This is a genomic window from Trichococcus sp. (assembly GCF_049684335.1).
In the GTDB taxonomy this organism is placed as follows: domain Bacteria; phylum Bacillota; class Bacilli; order Lactobacillales; family Aerococcaceae; genus Trichococcus.
Genome location: NZ_JBAVFV010000012.1, coordinates 297,567 through 316,178 on the forward strand (window position 1 = coordinate 297,567; position 18,612 = coordinate 316,178).

Annotated in this window: 15 protein-coding genes and 1 pseudogene; 3 read left to right on the forward strand and 13 right to left on the reverse strand. The window is 39.5% G+C overall.

Features of this window, described 5'->3' with window-relative positions; translation table 11 throughout:
- Positions 1-128 precede the first annotated feature (128 nt).
- Entirely contained in the window at positions 129-437 is a 309-nt protein-coding gene (locus tag WBM30_RS03475) for a hypothetical protein (protein ID WP_424899390.1), read from the reverse strand.
- A gap of 624 nt (positions 438-1,061) precedes the next feature.
- On the opposite strand from WBM30_RS03475, the gene fabV reads away from it, so the two are divergent.
- Positions 1,062-2,258 carry an enoyl-ACP reductase FabV gene (gene fabV, locus WBM30_RS03480; protein WP_424899391.1) on the forward strand — a complete coding sequence of 399 codons (1,197 nt, stop codon included), beginning with the start codon at positions 1,062-1,064 and terminating at the stop codon, positions 2,256-2,258.
- A gap of 255 nt (positions 2,259-2,513) precedes the next feature.
- Positions 2,514-3,275 carry an AIM24 family protein gene (locus WBM30_RS03485; RefSeq protein ID WP_424899392.1) on the forward strand — a complete coding sequence of 254 codons (762 nt, stop codon included), beginning with the start codon at positions 2,514-2,516 and terminating at the stop codon, positions 3,273-3,275.
- A gap of 95 nt (positions 3,276-3,370) precedes the next feature.
- On the opposite strand, the gene WBM30_RS03490 is transcribed toward WBM30_RS03485, so the two are convergent.
- From WBM30_RS03490 to WBM30_RS03505, 4 genes are all read right to left on the reverse strand, one after another.
- Complete coding sequence (locus WBM30_RS03490) at positions 3,371-3,715, reverse strand: metal-sulfur cluster assembly factor (protein ID WP_424899393.1); 345 nt, start codon at positions 3,713-3,715, stop codon at positions 3,371-3,373.
- A 16-nt stretch (positions 3,716-3,731) separates the two neighbouring features.
- Positions 3,732-5,444, reverse strand: coding sequence for a dihydroxy-acid dehydratase (ilvD, locus tag WBM30_RS03495; RefSeq protein WP_424899394.1), 1,713 nt, complete (start codon positions 5,442-5,444; stop codon positions 3,732-3,734).
- A 146-nt stretch (positions 5,445-5,590) separates the two neighbouring features.
- Positions 5,591-6,067, reverse strand: coding sequence for an NAD(+)--rifampin ADP-ribosyltransferase (arr, locus tag WBM30_RS03500; RefSeq protein ID WP_424899422.1), 477 nt, complete (start codon positions 6,065-6,067; stop codon positions 5,591-5,593).
- A gap of 406 nt (positions 6,068-6,473) precedes the next feature.
- On the reverse strand, positions 6,474-7,193 hold the full coding sequence (locus WBM30_RS03505) for a DNA alkylation repair protein (protein WP_424899395.1): 720 nt from the start codon (positions 7,191-7,193) through the stop codon (positions 6,474-6,476).
- 548 nt (positions 7,194-7,741) lie between these two features.
- On the opposite strand from WBM30_RS03505, the pseudogene WBM30_RS03510 reads away from it, so the two are divergent.
- A pseudogene (locus WBM30_RS03510) lies at positions 7,742-8,767 on the forward strand (PQQ-dependent sugar dehydrogenase).
- A 169-nt stretch (positions 8,768-8,936) separates the two neighbouring features.
- On the opposite strand, the gene WBM30_RS03515 reads toward WBM30_RS03510, so the two are convergent.
- The 8 genes from WBM30_RS03515 to WBM30_RS03550 all read right to left on the reverse strand — a co-directional run bounded on the left by WBM30_RS03515 (position 8,937) and on the right by WBM30_RS03550 (position 18,586).
- The gene (locus WBM30_RS03515; RefSeq protein ID WP_424899396.1) at positions 8,937-9,413 is read right to left on the reverse strand and encodes a DUF2975 domain-containing protein; all 477 of its coding nucleotides are present in this window, start codon (positions 9,411-9,413) and stop codon (positions 8,937-8,939) included.
- 233 nt (positions 9,414-9,646) lie between these two features.
- The gene (locus tag WBM30_RS03520) at positions 9,647-9,814 is read right to left on the reverse strand and encodes a hypothetical protein (protein WP_424899397.1); all 168 of its coding nucleotides are present in this window, start codon (positions 9,812-9,814) and stop codon (positions 9,647-9,649) included.
- Between the two features lie 170 nt (positions 9,815-9,984).
- Complete coding sequence (locus WBM30_RS03525) at positions 9,985-11,358, reverse strand: MFS transporter (RefSeq protein ID WP_424899398.1); 1,374 nt, start codon at positions 11,356-11,358, stop codon at positions 9,985-9,987.
- A gap of 70 nt (positions 11,359-11,428) precedes the next feature.
- Positions 11,429-12,988 carry an MBL fold metallo-hydrolase gene (locus tag WBM30_RS03530; protein ID WP_424899399.1) on the reverse strand — a complete coding sequence of 520 codons (1,560 nt, stop codon included), beginning with the start codon at positions 12,986-12,988 and terminating at the stop codon, positions 11,429-11,431.
- A gap of 73 nt (positions 12,989-13,061) precedes the next feature.
- Complete coding sequence (locus WBM30_RS03535) at positions 13,062-13,499, reverse strand: MarR family winged helix-turn-helix transcriptional regulator (protein ID WP_424899400.1); 438 nt, start codon at positions 13,497-13,499, stop codon at positions 13,062-13,064.
- A 674-nt stretch (positions 13,500-14,173) separates the two neighbouring features.
- A complete protein-coding gene (locus tag WBM30_RS03540) occupies positions 14,174-15,682 on the reverse strand; it encodes a PIN-like domain-containing protein (RefSeq protein ID WP_424899401.1) in 1,509 nt (502 codons plus the stop codon).
- A gap of 65 nt (positions 15,683-15,747) precedes the next feature.
- Positions 15,748-16,968: a restriction endonuclease subunit S gene (locus WBM30_RS03545; protein WP_424899402.1), complete on the reverse strand. Its 1,221-nt coding sequence runs from the start codon at positions 16,966-16,968 to the stop codon at positions 15,748-15,750.
- Complete coding sequence (locus tag WBM30_RS03550) at positions 16,961-18,586, reverse strand: type I restriction-modification system subunit M (protein WP_424899403.1); 1,626 nt, start codon at positions 18,584-18,586, stop codon at positions 16,961-16,963. The genes WBM30_RS03545 and WBM30_RS03550 overlap by 8 nt, the downstream gene beginning before the upstream one ends.
- Positions 18,587-18,612: the final 26 nt, after the last annotated feature.

The window sequence follows — 18,612 nt, forward strand, 5'->3', positions numbered from 1 at the left end:
GTAGGTTGTTCTTACCCTAGGGTGGTTCTCAAGAACGAACCGCTTTAATCTGCCTATTTCAGATTTTAACTCATTCTGTTAGAACCCTTGGGAACCGACATTGACTATGATATTCATCTTCTGGACCATTATTTCCCGTCGTTTTTAGGCGTTTGTGCAAAGATTCCGACTAAAGCACCTACTGATGCTGATCCAATAGCAACTAACGCTTCAGGAATCTTGCTCGCCCCAGTTGGGTCTATAATGAGCACTATTACCCCCGCAAATGCAGCAGTTAAAGCCAAAATGCCTAGAATAACGATAGAATATTTATAAACAAAAGGTATCCCGGTATATCCCACTATATCTTCCACTTTCTTTTGTATTTCGGCATCTTGTGCATCCGGATTCTCTCTTACGACTTTTATTGTTTCTTCAATCAACTTTCTGTCCATCAATTTGATCGCCCCCTATCAAATTTCTAAATCCATATATAATAGGCGCCTCGTTAAATCGTGTATAGAACTCTGATTCCTCACTATTGAATAGCGTGATTGCGGTTTCCATCTAAAAAAGAATTATCATCTTGAATATTTCAACGTTATTGAATCCTTGTACCCTAATTAATTTTTTACGCCAAAAGGATACAGTGGCTCAATCAAACTAAACTATTCTTCACCTCGCTTTGATGAATTTCTGTTAATATTCGTTGTTCAGATCGTTTTTCACCCCCGTCACGGAATTTCCGAATGCTATTTCCCGTATATCATTTCCGGTTTTGTATAGCTCTTCTGTAATCTGAGCTACTTTCACAAAATGGACTTCTACTATTTAGTTTGTTTTCAGACTCACAATTTGTTCAATATATCACACTTTAATTGTACACCTCTGCTTCTCCAATGTACAAAAATGAACACCATAGATATCCAGTTTTTTTATTATGTAATATGACGTTCAGTTGAGCCCATCAACGGGTAAAAACAAGTGGCTAACTTAAACTCGAAATTTTGGCAGATAATTATTCTTGAGAAGCATTTTCTGGTATTATATTCTTATGACATTTCAATGGAGGATAATCAATCATGTTGCAATTTAAACAAAATATACGGGGAAATGTAGCCCTTGGTGTAAACCCGCTTGGATGCAAGCAGGAAGTATTGAATGAAATCGACTTTGTCAAAAACAAAGGGACTTTTCAAGGCCCGAAAAAGGTACTGATCATTGGTGCATCATCAAGCTACGGTTTAGCCACCCGGATCAATCTGGCTTTCGGCGCGGGCGCGGACACGATCGGCGTTTCTTTTGAAAAGGGACCGAAGAACGAAAGGAATCTCGGCACAGCCGGTTGGTACAACAATATCGCTTTCCGTGAAGCCGCTGAAAAAGAAGGCCTGATCGCCAAAAATTTTGTGCAGGACGCCTTCAGCCACGAAAGCAAGAAAGAAGTCATTGAGTACATCAAGAACGAGTTTGGCGGCAAAGTAGACCTGGTCGTTTATAGCCTGGCAAGCGGCAGAAGGACTGATCCCGATACCGGAGAGACGTACACTTCCGCAATCAAAGCCCTTGGGGAGCCAGTGGTTGGCCCTAATATCAATATGCAGAATCAGGATTTCTATACGGAAACGCTGGAACCCGCGAATGACCAAGAAATCGCTGGCACGCTCAAAGTTATGGGTGGAGAAGACTGGCAATTATGGATGGAAGCACTGAAAGAAGCCGATGTGTTGGCTGAAGGAGTTCTGACGACCAATTATTCTTATTTAGGAACAGAGCTGAACCATCCTTATTACGGTGGCGGTACCCTTGGTCTTGCTAAAGCAGACTGTGATGAAAAGGCGCAGACCATCAATACGTTATTGGCTGACATCCACGGAAAAGCCCAGATTGTGGTTGCAACTGCTGTGACCACTAAAGCAAGCTCGGTTATTCCATTTTTCCCTGTTTACTGCATCGCGCTTTACAAAGTAATGACGGAAAAAGGCACGCATGAAACACCAATCATGCACATCGACCGCATTTATCGCGATATGATTTTTGGCGACAAAGCCGAGTATGATGAAGTTGGCCGCCTGAGACCGGATAGCTGGGAACTTGACAGCGACACGCAAGCTAAAACGAAGGCACTGATCCAACAATTGAACAAAGAAAATTTCAATACCGATATAGCAGCGTATGACATCCTTTATAAAGAGTTTTCAATTTTAAGTGGGTTCATGGTTGATGGCTATGTTGAGCAAGAAGTTACGATTGAAGATTTGAAGGCATTGGAATATTAAATCATTTCGGTGACACCAACCAACCTTTATCCGCAACAATGAATGAAAAGTCTTGGCTCTGAGAGTCAAGACTTTTCTGCTTCTACGGATAGCAACATAAGCGTTCCTCTTCAATTGCTTTATCAGTACCCGTCTAGATATTGGGAGCAAATCAAAATAGTGCTATAATAATAGACAATGATACAGCGAAATTGAATAAGCCTTTATTGATCAGAAACAACTATTGATTCTGTAAAAGAAAGAAGGAAAACGAATATGTTTAAAGTAAGAAATTTTGAAGATAACAATGATGTGAAGATTGTTGAAGAGCTGGGAGCTTTTAAAGTAGTGGAATATTTAAAAGATTTGAGTGTCGATCATTTAACAGCTCAAGCTGCCTACTACGCTTCTGAAATGAACGTCAGAAGAAGACAGCTGGTGTGCGATGTCAGTCGTTCCGACATTACCGTTCAGTCAGGAGCTATGCAGTGGATGGTGGGTGATGTCAGTGCTACAACAGGAATTAAAGGCGTGGGCGATTTTTTTGGAAAAGCTCTTCGAGGAAAGGTCACTAATGAATCCGCAATTAAACCTGAGTACACCGGAACCGGCAAACTGGTACTAGAACCAACCTATAAACATATTTTGCTTATTGATGTCGATGACTGGAATGGCTCAATCGTGATCGAAGATGGGTTGTTTTTAGCTTGTGATTCAGAATTGAACCATAAAGCCGTTATGAAGTCCAACCTTTCTTCTATTGCAATGGGCGGAGAAGGTCTTTTCAACCTGGGTCTTTCTGGTGGGGGAATTGTCGCGCTTGAATCGTATGTACCCAGAGAAGAACTGATAGAAATAGAGTTGGAAAATGATGAACTAAAGATTGATGGAAACATGGCGATTGCTTGGTCCGGCAGCCTGGAATTTACAGTGGAACGATCTGGCAAGACACTTATGGGTTCAGCCGCATCCGGCGAAGGTTTGGTTAACGTTTATCGCGGAACAGGCAAAGTTTTGATGGCGCCCGTTCTTCGATAAAAGAAAGTCGCTTACGAATCCAGCATTACTTGAGTTCATACAAAAAAAGGATCGGAACGAAGTGTTTTTGATACACTTTGTTCCGATCCTTTTTCTTATCTGCCTGGATTGATTCCAAGAGAAATGCGGCCGTAGCGGGTGATGCGATCCAACACCCAGGCCGGACTCCACACGATTGTAATTTCGACTTCATTGATGAATGCCAGCGGTTCAAGCTGTTCATGGACTCCCTTTAAAATATGCTCTGAACAAGAACAGCCGGCGCCCGTAAACGTTAATCGGACAGTACAAACCCCGGCAGCATCCAGGTTGATGCCATAAATCAATCCGAGATTGACGATATCGAGGCCGATTTCCGTATCCATGACGTTCATCAGTTTTTCTTCCAGTTCTTCCTTATGCTGGTCAGCCAGACCAGTGTACGTGATGCCCTTTTCCACTATGCGGCACCCTCCTTTATTTTTCCTTAAATGGATTGCGGTTGAAAAAGTCGGTAACGGCGCCTTTCGATGCGGATGAAACGATATGTGCATATTTTCCCAGGACACCCCGTGTATGCAAAGGCGGCAACACCAGTTTTTCGCGTCGTTTGGCCAACGCTTCATCAGATACTTGCATCGTCAACTCACGCGTATCCTGGTCAATGATGATCGTATCATTCGTTTCCAGCAAGGCAATCGGGCCGCCGTCTTGTGCTTCCGGTGCGACATGCCCAACCACGAATCCGTGTGAACCGCCTGAAAAACGGCCATCTGTGATCAGACACACTTTGATGCCCTTGCCGGAAATGATGCTTGATAAGGACAACATTTCTGGCATACCCGGCCCACCTTTAGGACCGACAAAGCGGACAACCACCACATCACCTTCAATAATCTCTCCGTTCAGCGTCGCTTCGATCGCCGCTTCTTCGGTGTCGAAAACCTTCGCCGGCCCTTCATGGCGTCGTTCCTTCAGCCCGGAAACTTTTACGACGGCGCCATCAGGAGCAAGATTGCCTTTCAAGACAATCAACGGGCCATCTTTGCGTTTCGGATTCTCAAGCGTCATAACCACGTCCTGGCCTTCTGCTAAAGGTGCAACGTTTTCCAAGTTTTCCGCCAACGTCTTTCCGGTTACGGTCAAACAGTCTCCGTGCAACAAGCCGTTATCAAACAAGTATTTCTGAACGGCGGGCACCCCTCCGACATTGTATAGATCTTGGAAGACATATTTTCCTGAAGGTTTCAGATTTGCCAAATGCGGTACCCGTTTTTGGATATCATTGAAGTCCTCAATCGCAAACTCCACCTCAGCGGCATGGGCAATCGCCAATATATGCAAGATCGCATTAGTCGATCCGCCCAATGCCATCGTGATCACCACGGCATTTTCCAAAGATTTGCGCGTGATGATGTCGCGCGGACGGATATTTTTTTCGATCAAACCGATGATTGCTTCACCTGCCTCGAAGACATCCTTCAATTTATCACCCGTTGCCGCAGGGTTTGACGATGAGCCCGGCAAACTCAGCCCCATCGTTTCGATTGCCGATGCCATTGTGTTGGCCGTGTACATTCCGCCGCAAGCCCCTGGTCCAGGACAGGCGTTGCACTCGATCGCCCGTACTTCTTCTTCCGTCATTTCGCCGTTGTTCCACTTTCCGATGGCTTCAAAAACGGATACGAGATCGATGTCGTTGCCATCCTCATCTTGCCCCGGCGCAATCGTACCCCCATAAACAAAAATGGAGGGAATGTTCGCATTTGCCATCGCAATGACAGAGCCCGGCATGTTTTTGTCACAGCCGCCGATGCTGATGAATGCGTCCAAATTTTGGCCACCAACAGCAATTTCGATCGAGTCCGCAATCAGATCGCGCGAAGGCAACGAATAGCTCATTCCCGGCGTGCCCATGGCGATGCCGTCCGAAACGGTCACTGTCGTAAACTGGATTGGCCAACCGCGCTGCTTTTTAATGCCGTCTTTTGCGATTGCAGCCAAGTCGTTCAAGTGTATATTGCAAGGTGTGTTCTCAGCCCACGTGCTGATCACTCCTACCATAGGCTTTTTAAAGTCTTCGTCATGCATGCCTGTCGCGCGTAGCATCGCACGATTCGGCGACTTCACAACCCCATCGTAAACGAAGCTGTTGATGCGTAAATCTTTTTTATTTTTTTCGTTATCCATTTCCAAAGCCCTCCCGTATTTTAATGCACAAACACTTACTATTAATCGAATTTTAACATTTTTGTACATAAAAGACTATCGGGGTCTCTCCGTAATTTAGGACCTGTCGGATAATGATCTAAATTTCCGAGGCGAAAGTTGCTTCCTCAATTAATAATTTCGCCTTTATTATTGGCCAACTTTTCACGCCATACCCGAAGTTCCTCAGGCGTCTGTCGCAACCAATCTGTTGCTTCGCCAACAATTTTTAAAGGTGCTTGTGAACGATAAGAACGCGTCAGGTTCCCTGGAAATTTCTTGTCAGTAACATTTGGGTCATTTTCAAATTCCCCTGTCGGTTCTACGATATAAACGCGTTCACTTCCATCTCCTTTTGCTAATCCGGCTGCAAGTCCCGCACCACTAACCAAGGCTGTGAAATAAATGTGGTTCATTTTGAGTTCGGGTCTATAATTCGATTCCTCCATTGCTGTCAGCAGATCACCAACCTGCAAATCTGCTTTTGTCCCATGAAAAAAGGGGCCTGGGTCAGAAGGCGTTCCCCTATACGAATTTGATAGATCGTAATTCTCTTTCGCCTTTTCAGAATCGGATAACGCCTTATAGCATTTCGCGATGTTCAAATATAACGATGTAAAAGCGCTCTCAACCGCCTCATCATTCAGTTTTAACGCAAACTGCAAAGATGTTTCGAACCATTTCAATTTGTCTGAACTATTTTTTTGATCTCGGGCCACATAATAAGCTGCAATGAATTTTTCGAAATCGTCTGTCGCTTCACTCCAGGCTTTAAGAAATAGTAAGTTTGCCGCTTCAGGTTTGCCGCTGTCTTCCATGCCCATACCCCGAAGAAGTAGTTGAATGATCTTGTTGTTCGGATTAAATTGATTATCCATCTGATTTCACCTCTTAATTATTGAACCGCAAACTGAACTATACTGATGCCCTGCTCCTCAAAAAAATCACTTCTTTTTGCAGCGTATAAATATAGATTACAAAAGCTACGAAAGTGAGAATGCTGACTCTTACTCACTTTTTCTTCTCTCTTTTCATTGCCTCCTGCTTCATTGGCTTTGGCATTTTTTCAATAGCATACCTTAATGCAGTTCTTGGCATTGTGTCCCGCTTGCTTAACACATACTGGTATACCTCATCTTCATACTTGGTGCATAAGGACTTCAGCATCCAGCCATACCCTTTTTGCACCAAATCATCAGTATCCAATAATAAACTGTCGGCAATTTCAAAAATATCGTCTTTAAATAGACCTTTTTTGGCTGGTATGATAAGCGATACAGCTGATGCCCGCCTAACCCATCTATTTTGGGATTTCGTCCAATCTTTTAATTTTTCTATATGCAACGGATACATTTCCAAGAATGTTCCAACAGTGTGGTTACATAAAGTATCACAAGCTGCCCAGTTGGTCACGTATTCATTTACCCATTTTTCAAACAGAGGAAAATCATCTTCAGTGTACTGTTTATTGATCGCATATGCCCAATTGCAGGCAATGAAAGATTCCTCCATCATTCCGGAAACCCACAGCTGTTCGCATAAATCAAATATTTCTTTTTTGGAAAGCTTCTTGACGCTTTTAAATGCCTCTTTGGAAATTTTCGAGACTGTCATCGTTTTTACGCCATAGAACCTTACTTCTTCTTTAAAAAATCTTTTGCCGCTTTCCTTTGTCGTTTCGTCTGAATTATTGATTAGTTCCTGCCTTACCTGTTCGATTATGTTAGACATAGCCCACCACCCTCTCAAACTTTTACCCATTCTTATTTCTCGGTACGTTAAAGTAAGTTCATTTCGCTTCATTATCTCAACACCGGTGAATTTAATCAACTTGTTGTGATCATCCTTTGTTGTAAAAGTACCCTGTCAAAGAACCGAATAATAAATAAAAAACTCAATTATTTATGACATGCATGTGCGGATTATTTTAGAAGGATATCTTTTATTGCTTCTTTTTTATCATACTCTTCTTGTGTGATACATCCATATCTATATAAGTTGCACCGAATTATTTCATCTCATCCTACCCTCGCAGTAAATGACCTTAAAGAGGCCGATTCGCGAAGGCGCGGAGAAAAATGAAGGCTATACACCAATATGATGTTCCTACTTTGTTTACGTTGATGAAGAATACACACGACAAATTTATGTACCAACGCTATCAAGCTGTGTATCTTTACTTGCAAGATTATCCTGATACATTAAGAAAAGACATACTCTAATTTTTGGATTCTGATTAATACCCTGAATAGATAATAAAAATCAGAGGAGGAAATAAAATGAAGAAAATCTTTTTTCTGGGGTTATCTGCTGTACTTCTATTAGCGGGTTGCTCATCGCTAAAACAATCGCCATCATCGAATAACTCTGAAGTAAGCAATCAGCATAGTAAGGGACCTGTGGAGTTAGCTGGAAATTTAAAAGTGCCTTGGTCAATTCAGAAGCATAAAGATGTTTTTTATATTAGTGAAAGACCGGGAAATATTGTAAGAATTAAAGGAAATGAGTTAGAACGGCAAACAGTTCATTTAAGTGAAAACTTATCTGGTGGATCAGAGGCGGGATTACTTGGTTTTATCTTAGACCCAAATTTTGAAGAAAATAATGAAGCTTTTGCCTATTATACTTATATAAACGCAAAAGGAACATTTAATAAAATCGTCAAATTGCGTTTGGAAAATAATGAATGGGTAGAAGTTTAGATAGTACTCAATCAACTTCCAGGAGGTAACTATCATGACGGTGGTCGATTAGCCATCGGACCAGATAATAAATTGTATGTAACCGTAGGAGATGCCTATAACCTCAATGAAGTTCAAGAATTAGATTCATTGAATGGGAAAATTTTGAGATTAAATCTCGATGGGACAATACCTGAAGACAATCCGTTTGAAAATAGCTATATTTTTAGCTATGGACACCGAAATCCACAAGGGCTTGTTTGGACTCCTGATGGGACAATGTACGCAAGTGAACATGGAAATAGTGCCAACGATGAAATTAATATAATCGAAGCAGGAAAAAATTATGGCTGGCCACTGATTGAAGGTACAGAAGAACAGGAGGGCATGGAAGGTCCGTTATTTACCTCTGGTTCTGATAAGACTTGGGCTCCTTCTGGCATGGATGAGTGGAACAATCACTTATACGTATCTGCATTGAGAGGGATTGCTATTCTTGAGTTTGATTTTCTAAATCAAACTGTTCATTCCTTTATTGAAGACTATGGAAGAATAAGGGACGTTTTAATTGTTGGCGATGACCTATTTTTTATAACAAATAACCTTGATGGTAGAGGTGATTGATCTTCCGATGATGATAAATTATATCAAGTAGAATTAAACTAAATATGAATAGGTGGTGGATTTGTTCGGCTAGCGCGAGGCGCATCAGTTTATGTGGATAGGTCAGCCGTTCAGAGGTTGGGGATGTAGTGCCAATCGCATCACTAATTGAATTTTATCAAAACGTTAATCATTTCGGCTTTGTATCTAGAATGTTTTTTAATAATTTTTGAAGCACGTCCACAATAGCAGTTATGATACTTGTTGCTAAAATACCCATTAAACTTAATGATATAGGACCTGCCGGATCATCTCCTGAGACTTTAGCAATTATCCTTAAGGTTACTATCCCTAATACAATGAAGAAGATGGTTGTAAAACCACATTTCTTTATGACCTTCAAAGATTTAAATGAGAACTCGGTGAAAGCATTGTTCGTTTCAATATAGGTTAGTAGTTTGAAAGCTTGATACAATGCAACAGAAAATGCAATACAGCATCCATACGCATATACCAATAGGGGATAAAGTGAGAAGACCCCTGGATGTGCTTTTGGTTCTCTAATGGCTATCACAGGTAACCAAAAGAAACACAATGCAAGCATTGCAATTTCAAGCAGAAAAATAATTACCTTTAAAAAAGTGGTTGACCCTTGTTTAACCTTCATTCTAAAGCACCTCACTAATTTAGATAAAATGATCATATCACAAAATTTATTGTAAAACGATAAATTAATATCGTTACTAATCAAATTATTGTTACTTTTATTATTATCCCTTTAAATTTTGACAAAAATAAATAGCATTTCTCATTACATAGGTGTTACACCATTGATGATCCGGAAGCCAAAAACAAAACGGAAAGCCCGTAAAAACAATAGGCTTCCCGCTTTTTTCGATTCTATTCTCTTTTTTTAGTCATTTCTGCAGCAGGCGTAGGAATGCCGTCCACTTCTTTGGACTTGGCTAACTTGATCAGTCCCAACTTAGATACCTGCAGCTTGTTTCCCACTATGGCGTTGTTACCTTTGGTCTGTCGCGTCGTATAGGAGATTGGATCGGGTTTCATTTGCTCTTGAAGAATCGGTCATAGGCATCGCTAAGGTTCCTCATGGCGGACTGCTGGGCGATGCTATCCACCTCCTTATATCCGTCTTCCCGAATTACTGTAACAAGAATGGTTGTAATGCTTGATGGCATTGGATTCTCATCTCATTATAACTTTCCGGGAATACAGGTTTAAAGAGATTTTTTATTATCAATATATTTTAGTATTACCGTATATAAAATAGCAATAACAGCCACAATTGCAGATAATACTACGTATATATTACTATATTTAGTTCCATCTGCTGAAATATGTAAAGGATTTAGGCTTACACTTGAACTGCTGCTAAGTGCTTTTCCTATAAACGTACCAGAAATTGAGCTTGCAACGAAATTGACTAACATGAACAATCCCATTCCAATACCAATCTGTTCTTTCGATAAGGTATTAGACAAGGTATTTGCCATAGCAATTTGCCATTGGCTTTGGGCAACGTATCCTAAAATTAATATGAACATTACAAGATATGCAGAAGTGCCTGCAACGAACGAAAGTGATGCAAAACAGATAAAAAATAACACAATTGTAATATAGGCAAGAGTTGAATTCCCTTTGGTATCTGCAATTTTACCACCTGTTTTGGCAAGCAATACAGCAATAAATGCCCCAGGAAACATAAAGAGACCACTTGAAAATGGTGAAAGATGGTTAACATTAACAAACATAAGTGGGGTGAGGTACGGCATAGAGAACGCTACCCCTGTTCCTAAAGCTGACGTTAAAAGTGTTAACGTGTAAGCTTTATTGTTAAATAGAGCGAGATGTATAAACGGATTTGTTGCCGTCTTAATTCTCCAAATAAACATAATCAGAAAAATAATAAAGGCTATAAAGAGTAATAAACTTGATTGTGAAACAGCCAACATAAACGATACTATTGTTGCAATAAGTAAAAATGCACCGATAAAGTCAATTTTACTCTGTATTCCTGTTTCATCACCAAGGTATTTTCGAAATGCCGGTATACATATAAACATTAAAAGTGGAATTATAAATAAATATTCCCAGTTAAATGATATTAAAATTAGTCCGGCGATAATAGGACCTATTGCAATTCCGAACGTTAAACCAGCTGATGTCATTCCAATTGCACGACCACGTGTTTCAGGAGTAAAATGACGTGTTGGAATGATCATTGCTGATGCAGGTAACACCGATGCACCCGCTGCTTGAATTACCCTTGCGATAACTAACGAAGGATAGTTTAATGCAAAAAAACCTATGAGAGAGCCTAAAGCCATTAAAATAATCCCTATAGTTATCAGATTTTTTAGTTTATACTGATCTGCTAATTTCCCATAAATAACAGCCCCAACTGCATAAATAATTAAATAACTGGTTACAATCCATCCTGTTTGTGAGGGTGCTAAAGAAAATTGTTCGCCAATCGTCGGTAATGCAACATTAAACATAGTTGTGTTCATTGCTGAAATGACTAACACAAATGTTAAAACAGTCATAAGCTTGCCGCGTCGGCTTTGAGATACTTGTGATGATACTTCCATTATTTATTCCTCTATTCCAAATTTGTTGTGTATGTATATAATTGTAGGTTCTATGAATTTATATATCTTATTACTTATCAGAAATACGAGTTTGGAAAATAGGATATCCAGGATGGTAATCATTCTTGGACTTATGCTCACTTTCACGTTGCAGTACGCGTTGAAGACCGCCTTCGATATATTCCAATATTTCTTGATGCGTCTTCACTCTTTCATGTACCGTGGTAACCTTCTCTACTTCAATTCCATAATGAGAAATGTTATCCATATAGCTACCTGGCCATAGTTGCCAATCGTATGCTGCTGTCGCAACGTCACTGTCCATAAAAATTTTCTGTTCAGGCATATGCGCAAACAGAGCATCTGCCATATGGTTATTGGATACTACTCGATAAAGATCTACTGTAGCTTTACTATCACTGAGTCTGAGATGTTCATCCACAGGAACAAATTCAAAGTTTCTGTTGGTCTCAGGTCCAATCACATCTTCAAAGTGTGGTGTTGGACGCTCGGCCATCTCACGCAGTACAGCTTCATTTGCTCTGTTACTGTACACCGTAAGTCCGGCAGCAACTGCAGCACGGAATCCGCCTGTGTGATCAAAGTGATAATGTGAAATAATCAGTTTCGTCACCTTTTTGTTAGGCACCAGTTTATTCGCCATCTCTATGATGGCCACTGCTTCAGCTTGACTCCAGTAGAGTTCAAAAACAGCAAGATGATCTTCAAATTCAATAACCGTTGTCCCCCCTACACCTGCTATATGCCAAACACCTTCTTCAACCACTTGAAGTTCCAGGGAAGGTTCTGCCACTTGTGGTTCTTTAGCTTCTACTACTTCAATTGGCGCTTTTATACCCTCAACCTTCTCATCGATCTTATATCCGTCAACATACATTTTCAGATATACGGTTTCTCTAAAATCCATTTTTGTATTATAGCCCATAGGCAACTGAATTCCCTCAAAAGGCATATACCCCGTAAACGTTGTGGTGAATGCTATTTCACCCAGATTTGTTTGTGCTGTGTACCACTGAACATATTGAGGAACTTTAGAATCCTTGTGGATAGCCAAAACCAGAGTTACATTTGAATCAACGGTTACGTCAATAAGATCAAGTTCTTTTTCTGTCCGCAGATTACTTACTTGAGCTTTATTGTTTAATATGGCGTTAAGCACGGATACCGGGTTCGTCAGTGACCATAACTTACGAATGCGTCTGCCATCGACAGTGATAGGATCCTGGTTAAATTCACCAACACGAATGGCTTTGCCATCTGGCAAGTTGTTATAAGCAATTGCACCATCCAGAATCTGATTGCGTGGGAAGAATGCATGTCCAAACTTAGCGGCAAATGGAAACAGCATATTCCAGCGTTCTTTCATCTGGAATCCATCATGATTAAAATCCCAAATCCGCTGTAAATCGTTTGCAGCAATCAATTTTTGTGGCGCATCCGGGGATGCGGTAATATTCCCACCACCCCACATGTATGCATACTGGGCATAACCATAAAGCTTAAGCGTACGCAGATTACGAATTCGTTCCACTCCACCTAATGCTTCTGCAGCTTGCTCTATGATTTCCATAATTCCTACGTTTTCTTTCATTTTTTGTGATACTTCCATTTTTTATTCCTCCATTTTAAAATTAGTTGCATATGCACATATCTGGAAAAATATTGGAACGTATAATAAAAAATCATTGGATTTTCTTTATTATACGTTCCAATACAGAAGAAAATATTTCTACCTCATGCTCAGAAATGTCTTCAACTAAAGTATCAAAAAATGCTTGTACTTGCTCAGTAGCAAGATTATCAAGAATCTCCTTGCCTTCTTTCGTTAGGAAAACATTGTAGGTTCTCTTGTCATCCACATCAGTTGTCCGTCGAAGCATATTTTTCTTAATTAAATTGTTAACTATTTTGGAGACTGTCGTGTAATCTTTTTCTACAATTTCAGCTAATTGATTTTGTGAGATTCCTTCTTGGTAATTAAGAGCAGTCATAATTTTCCACTGCTCGAATGTAAGTGGACAATTAAGCTCTCTAAATCTTTTATTCAAACCAAATCCAATCAATCGGGAAAGTGTTACTACTTTAAGCCCTATTGATTTATTGTAATCATATCCCTTCATAATTCACCTGCCCTTCTCTTCATACAAAATATGTGCAAATACATGTACTTAATTAGAGTATCACAAACTATGTGCATATGCAACTATATTAAAGCTGGAATAAGTAGAAATGGGACCTTATTGAACTTGCAGGTGCTTTGGTTTAACCACACATGTAAGAAAGTCCACCACAGGCTTTCCTTTTTCTCTATTTCGTTGGCACTTTATCACTTAGCTTTAACCTTACAATTCCTTCAGCAGTTGTCTAATAGCTATCTAGCCGCCTTGATTTAAGATTTCTTTTTCTCGTCTTGCTTTATACTACAGCCTTAAATGATCCGAAAGGTAAAAAACGGAAAGCCCGTCATCATAGGCTTTCCGCTCAAACGATTCTATTCTCTTTTTTTAGTCATTTCGGTAGACACTACAGGAATACCGCTGAAAACACCAACATTCTCCTAAATAAAATAACCTCTCAAACGTGTTCTGATTCACAGAATGTTCCGCCTAAGCTGACAATCCCACACGGCCAAGAATAGGCCGTTTAGTGATTGTCCTCTTAGTGCTCACCTTCTAAACGCGAATCATCACACTCTCTCATTTATGATATGCATGTGCGTAACATATTAAAAGGTTATTAATGTACTTTGAGTACTAATTCTCATAGTCGTTTAAAGGAACTCAATTTGCGAGTATCAATCTTCATTTTCACAATTTAAGCAAAATCCTGTTCCTGCCATATACTGCATTGGAATCCTGCGCCCACATCTTGGGCAAATTTCTCCTTCAGAACTATTGGACAAACAACGGTCGCATAATGGATTACCGTAACAATCAGAACCGACCGCTTCATTTCGTTCACATTCTGAACAATATTCAAATGAATGTCCATCCTCTTCACTTAATTGACCATCAACGATAATTAACTCATCAAAGTTGTTTCTATCTATGGCGTCCTCCCAAAATGAATCAATTTCTCTACTAATTTTTATGTGTACTTCTCCACTTAGTTCATGAAAAAATGGGTTTCCATATTGCGATTCATTTGTGTCTTCATCTTTTCCATAATAAGTTTGACTGATCGCCTCTATTCTGAAACTACAAATCAAATCATATTTTGCAAATCCATCTGAAATCCCAGCAAACGAGTGCTTTTCTATTTCAAAATCTGAAATGCTATTTTCATTGAATTCAAAGAAGCTACCATCATATCCTCCAGATAAAGTGCTCTCCTCAACAAAATCAGTACCAGAATATAATAATTCCTCCAAAATTTGACTTGTTAAATCGTCTTCTTCTATTGATGATATATATTGGTCTACATTATTTCCTGCAATCCACTCCGTTAATGCAGGAACTTGAATATTTTTCAATTTTGATATGGCTACAGCAAACTCGTGTAGAGGTACCCCGACCATATTTTTTTGTGTAATTTCATGGAATTCTTCAGCTAGTTCCAATCTGAATTGTAATGGCGAACTATTCCCTTGCGTGTACCAATCTTCTTTGACATCATCTGTAACAAAAATTAAATCTAATTTATTTTCGAGGCAGTATACTATTGCTTCTTTCCAGATGAACAAATCCCCATAGGCTTCAACTCCATTTTTATCTTTAGCATCTTTATACCCTGGTGGAATTTGTTTTTTATACCTTTTTTCACCTTCTTTACAGTATTCATAGATTTCATCTATGCTTAAGTCTTCAAGTAAATTTCCTTTCCTGCATATGTCATTTATTAAACTATAAATGTAGTCAGACTCTAAGTAAGTCGTAATCAACTGATTTAAGCCTTCATGATTTTCAATATAGCCCTCTATTTCAACCTCCATTTGCTCGACATGAGAAAATATCGATGTTCTCAGCTCCTGGATATCAGTGACTCTAAGCTCATCTAATATCCCAAACTGTACTTCAAATTTACTTTTAAGAACATCTAAAGGAGTCTTTATTCTTTGAGCCATATTTTTAAACTTGTTTCTTTGTCTATTCAAAGAAGTAATATGGTTTCTTTGAAACTCTCTATATACTGTACTTGTAATAACTATATTCTTAATATCAGACTCTGTAATTTTTATAAAAAAATCCGTAACCTCTGGCGAATATTCATAAAAGTTCAGAAAAATATTAGTATCATACACAATACAGTAATTCTGCTTATTTAATAATTCTTCGAGTGATTCATTAACTAATATTTCTTCCATCTTTGATCCTCCATTTAAAAAAACTTAAAAAAAACCGACTACTCCTTTATTCCTCACGAGTAAAACTATAGAAACATCTGTTGCATGAAAACTTTTTTCTGTTCTTTGAACAACTCTACTCCCTTTTTTACACTTTCAACTTTCTTGTCTAATAAAGTAAAAAATTCAGCAATTTTTTGTTGTTCTTCTTTACAGGGTACTGGCACTCTGATTTTTCTTAAGCTTTCATTATTGAGAGAAATACCTTGAGAAGCATTATTACCATATGTACTAATGTCTTGTGAAGATAAGTAAGCATACATATATTCATTATTCGTAATATCATTTTTCCATTTAAAATTAGCAATTGCTTCATTGGACATACATTTTATTTTAGTAATTGCCAATACACCTACACTTAATTTGAAACTCATTATAAGTGTATCTGCCTCTATCCATTTCGCTTCTCGTACATCTTTTTCAGATAAATATTCTTTAGTATCATAAATATACTTAGTTTTCATATCCGCAACTGAAATCCAAATGATATCACCACCAAAGTTATTTTTATCTTTTCTTGGAGGAGTATACCCTGTTCTAATCTTTGCAATTTCCCCCATTTTTTTCTCATCCCAGTCTGGATAATCATTACCATCTTGATCTTTGAAACGGAGTTCTTGGTTGAAGATTTTTTGCAGCATGGCTTTCTTTAATTCTTTGTAGTTATCCAGTTGCCGCTGATGAAGAGCGATAGCAGTGTCCAGCTGTTTGAAGAAATCCCCTAAAGTAACTTGCTCTTCTCTTGTAGGTACCAGAATAGAGAAATTTGCATACTCTTGAGCATTCACCCCGGGCTGCCCAGAGCGTTGCGATGTTATTTTAATAAAGTTTTTATACCTTTCAGTCAATGTATTTTGAAAGATAAAACTCGTATCAAATTCTGATTTAATTCTTGCTCTTATTAGGAATCCAGCATAATAAACTTTGCCATCTAAACGTTCATACTGATATGTTTTACCAACGCTTGCACCCGTTCTTGCAAATAAAATATCTCCTTCTTTAAGTAAATAATCGTCTGCATTCGACAACTCGGCATTCGGAGTAGTTAAACCACTTTGTATGAATTTGTGACTTTTATCATCAATATCCGTAATGCGAATATATTTATTCTCACCATCAAATTCAATGGCACTGGCATTTAGTCCATAGTTAAAACTTTCAGCCAAATCTCTCAACTTACGCTGTTCCCAATTGTCAGTAAAACCTTTAAAGCGAATGGCAGGAGTTTTGTATTTTTTGCTACTCATCCCCATCACCAACATTCATCAATTTCGCTAGTGCATTCTGCAATTCTCGATCTATCTCTTCATTCGTTCCATGCAATTCTCCAAACAGTGCAAACAGTTCTTTCTCTGCCTGCATGATTTCTTTTTGAGTCTGTTGAATTGTGGTTGCGACTTCCTCTAGGGAAATTTGTTCTTCTTCTTCAAACGTATCCACGTAACGAGGGATGTTCAGATTGTAATCATTCTCCTTGATTTCATCTAAAGTTGCTACGTAGCTGTATTTGTCGATAGTTTCTCTCTTCTCGTAGGCAGAAACAATCTTCTTAACGTGTTTGTCGGTCAGGTTGTTTTGGTTTTTCGCCTTTTCGAAGTCATTGGAAGCATCGATGAAGAGAACTGTGTTGTCGTCTTGGCGACATTTCTTGAAGACCAAGATACATGTTGGAATAGTGGTTCCATAGAAAACATTGGCCGGTAACCCGATGACGGCATCCAGAAAGTTCTTTTCTTCAATCAGGTACTGGCGGATGGTTCCTTCTGCTGCTCCACGGAATAGGACTCCATGCGGTAAGACAACCGCCATCGTGCCATTGTCATCCAAGTGATAGATCATATGTTGTACAAAGGCAAAATCCGCCTTCGATTTCGGAGCTATTCTACCATAGCTGCTGAATCGCTCATCATCCAGAAACTTCGCATCGGCACTCCAGTTCGCACTGTAAGGTGGATTTGCAACGACGGCTTCAAAACGCATCTCATCAAAATGAGGATGCTCCAACGTATCACCTAATTCGATATTAAAATCTTGGAAGGATACTTCATGCAGCAACATGTTCATGCGGGCTAAGTTGTAGGTGGTACTGTTTAACTCTTGTCCATAGTAGTGGCGAACTTTTGCTTCATCCCCTATTCGAAGCAACAACGAACCGGAGCCGCACGTTGGGTCAAAAACATTTTTCAAGTCGGTTTTATTGAGTGTTACGATTTTTGCTAGAATTTTGGATACTTGTTGGGGCGTATAGAATTCACCCGCTTTTTTGCCTGCATTGGCCGCAAACTGTCCGATCAGGTATTCATAGGCATCCCCCAGTACATCGATTTCCGCATCTTCATGCATAAAGTCGATACCATTCAGGTTGATGATGACCTTTGCGATGAGTGCTGAACGGGCTTTAACCGAATTACCCAGTCTAGATGAGGACAAATCCATGTCGTCAAACAGGTGATTGAAGTCCTCTTGGCTGTCATGGCCCAAAGTGGATTCTTCGATTTTACTGATGGCTTTCTCCAATACTTCCACGTCAAAATTCCCTTGTTCGCCTTTTTCGATCTGTGCCACCATGGCAGAGAACAGGTCTTGCGGTTCGATGACATAGCCGATTTGTTCTAGCAATTCATCCTTTAGATCTTTTTGATAGTCGGTATTTGCCCATGCTTCTTGATAGGAAAGGTTGTCTTCTTCCAACAGTTTGGCTGCCCGTTGCTCCGTTTTCTCGGACAGGTAACGGTAGAAGATGAGTCCTAGAATATAGTTGCGGAATTCGCTGGCATCCATCGTGCCACGTAGATCGTTGGCGATGGACCATAGTTTCTTATGTAGTTCTGCTTGTTGTACTTTTTGCTTTTCAGTAATGCTCATGTGAGTCTCCCTTTTTCGTTTTTCTC

What these genes read in the sequence shown, in the direction of transcription:
- WBM30_RS03535 (WP_424899400.1), bottom strand. Translation starts at nt 13,499, where the DNA reads ATGAAGGGATATGATTACAATAAATCAATAGGGCTTAAAGTAGTAACA.
- fabV (WP_424899391.1), top strand. Translation starts at nt 1,062, where the DNA reads ATGTTGCAATTTAAACAAAATATACGGGGAAATGTAGCCCTTGGTGTA.
- WBM30_RS03505 (WP_424899395.1), bottom strand. Translation starts at nt 7,193, where the DNA reads ATGTCTAACATAATCGAACAGGTAAGGCAGGAACTAATCAATAATTCA.
- WBM30_RS03550 (WP_424899403.1), bottom strand. Translation starts at nt 18,586, where the DNA reads ATGAGCATTACTGAAAAGCAAAAAGTACAACAAGCAGAACTACATAAG.
- WBM30_RS03520 (WP_424899397.1), bottom strand. Translation starts at nt 9,814, where the DNA reads ATGAAACCCGATCCAATCTCCTATACGACGCGACAGACCAAAGGTAAC.
- WBM30_RS03525 (WP_424899398.1), bottom strand. Translation starts at nt 11,358, where the DNA reads ATGGAAGTATCATCACAAGTATCTCAAAGCCGACGCGGCAAGCTTATG.
- WBM30_RS03485 (WP_424899392.1), top strand. Translation starts at nt 2,514, where the DNA reads ATGTTTAAAGTAAGAAATTTTGAAGATAACAATGATGTGAAGATTGTT.
- ilvD (WP_424899394.1), bottom strand. Translation starts at nt 5,444, where the DNA reads ATGGATAACGAAAAAAATAAAAAAGATTTACGCATCAACAGCTTCGTT.
- WBM30_RS03545 (WP_424899402.1), bottom strand. Translation starts at nt 16,968, where the DNA reads ATGAGTAGCAAAAAATACAAAACTCCTGCCATTCGCTTTAAAGGTTTT.
- WBM30_RS03540 (WP_424899401.1), bottom strand. Translation starts at nt 15,682, where the DNA reads ATGGAAGAAATATTAGTTAATGAATCACTCGAAGAATTATTAAATAAG.
- WBM30_RS03530 (WP_424899399.1), bottom strand. Translation starts at nt 12,988, where the DNA reads ATGGAAGTATCACAAAAAATGAAAGAAAACGTAGGAATTATGGAAATC.
- WBM30_RS03515 (WP_424899396.1), bottom strand. Translation starts at nt 9,413, where the DNA reads ATGAAGGTTAAACAAGGGTCAACCACTTTTTTAAAGGTAATTATTTTT.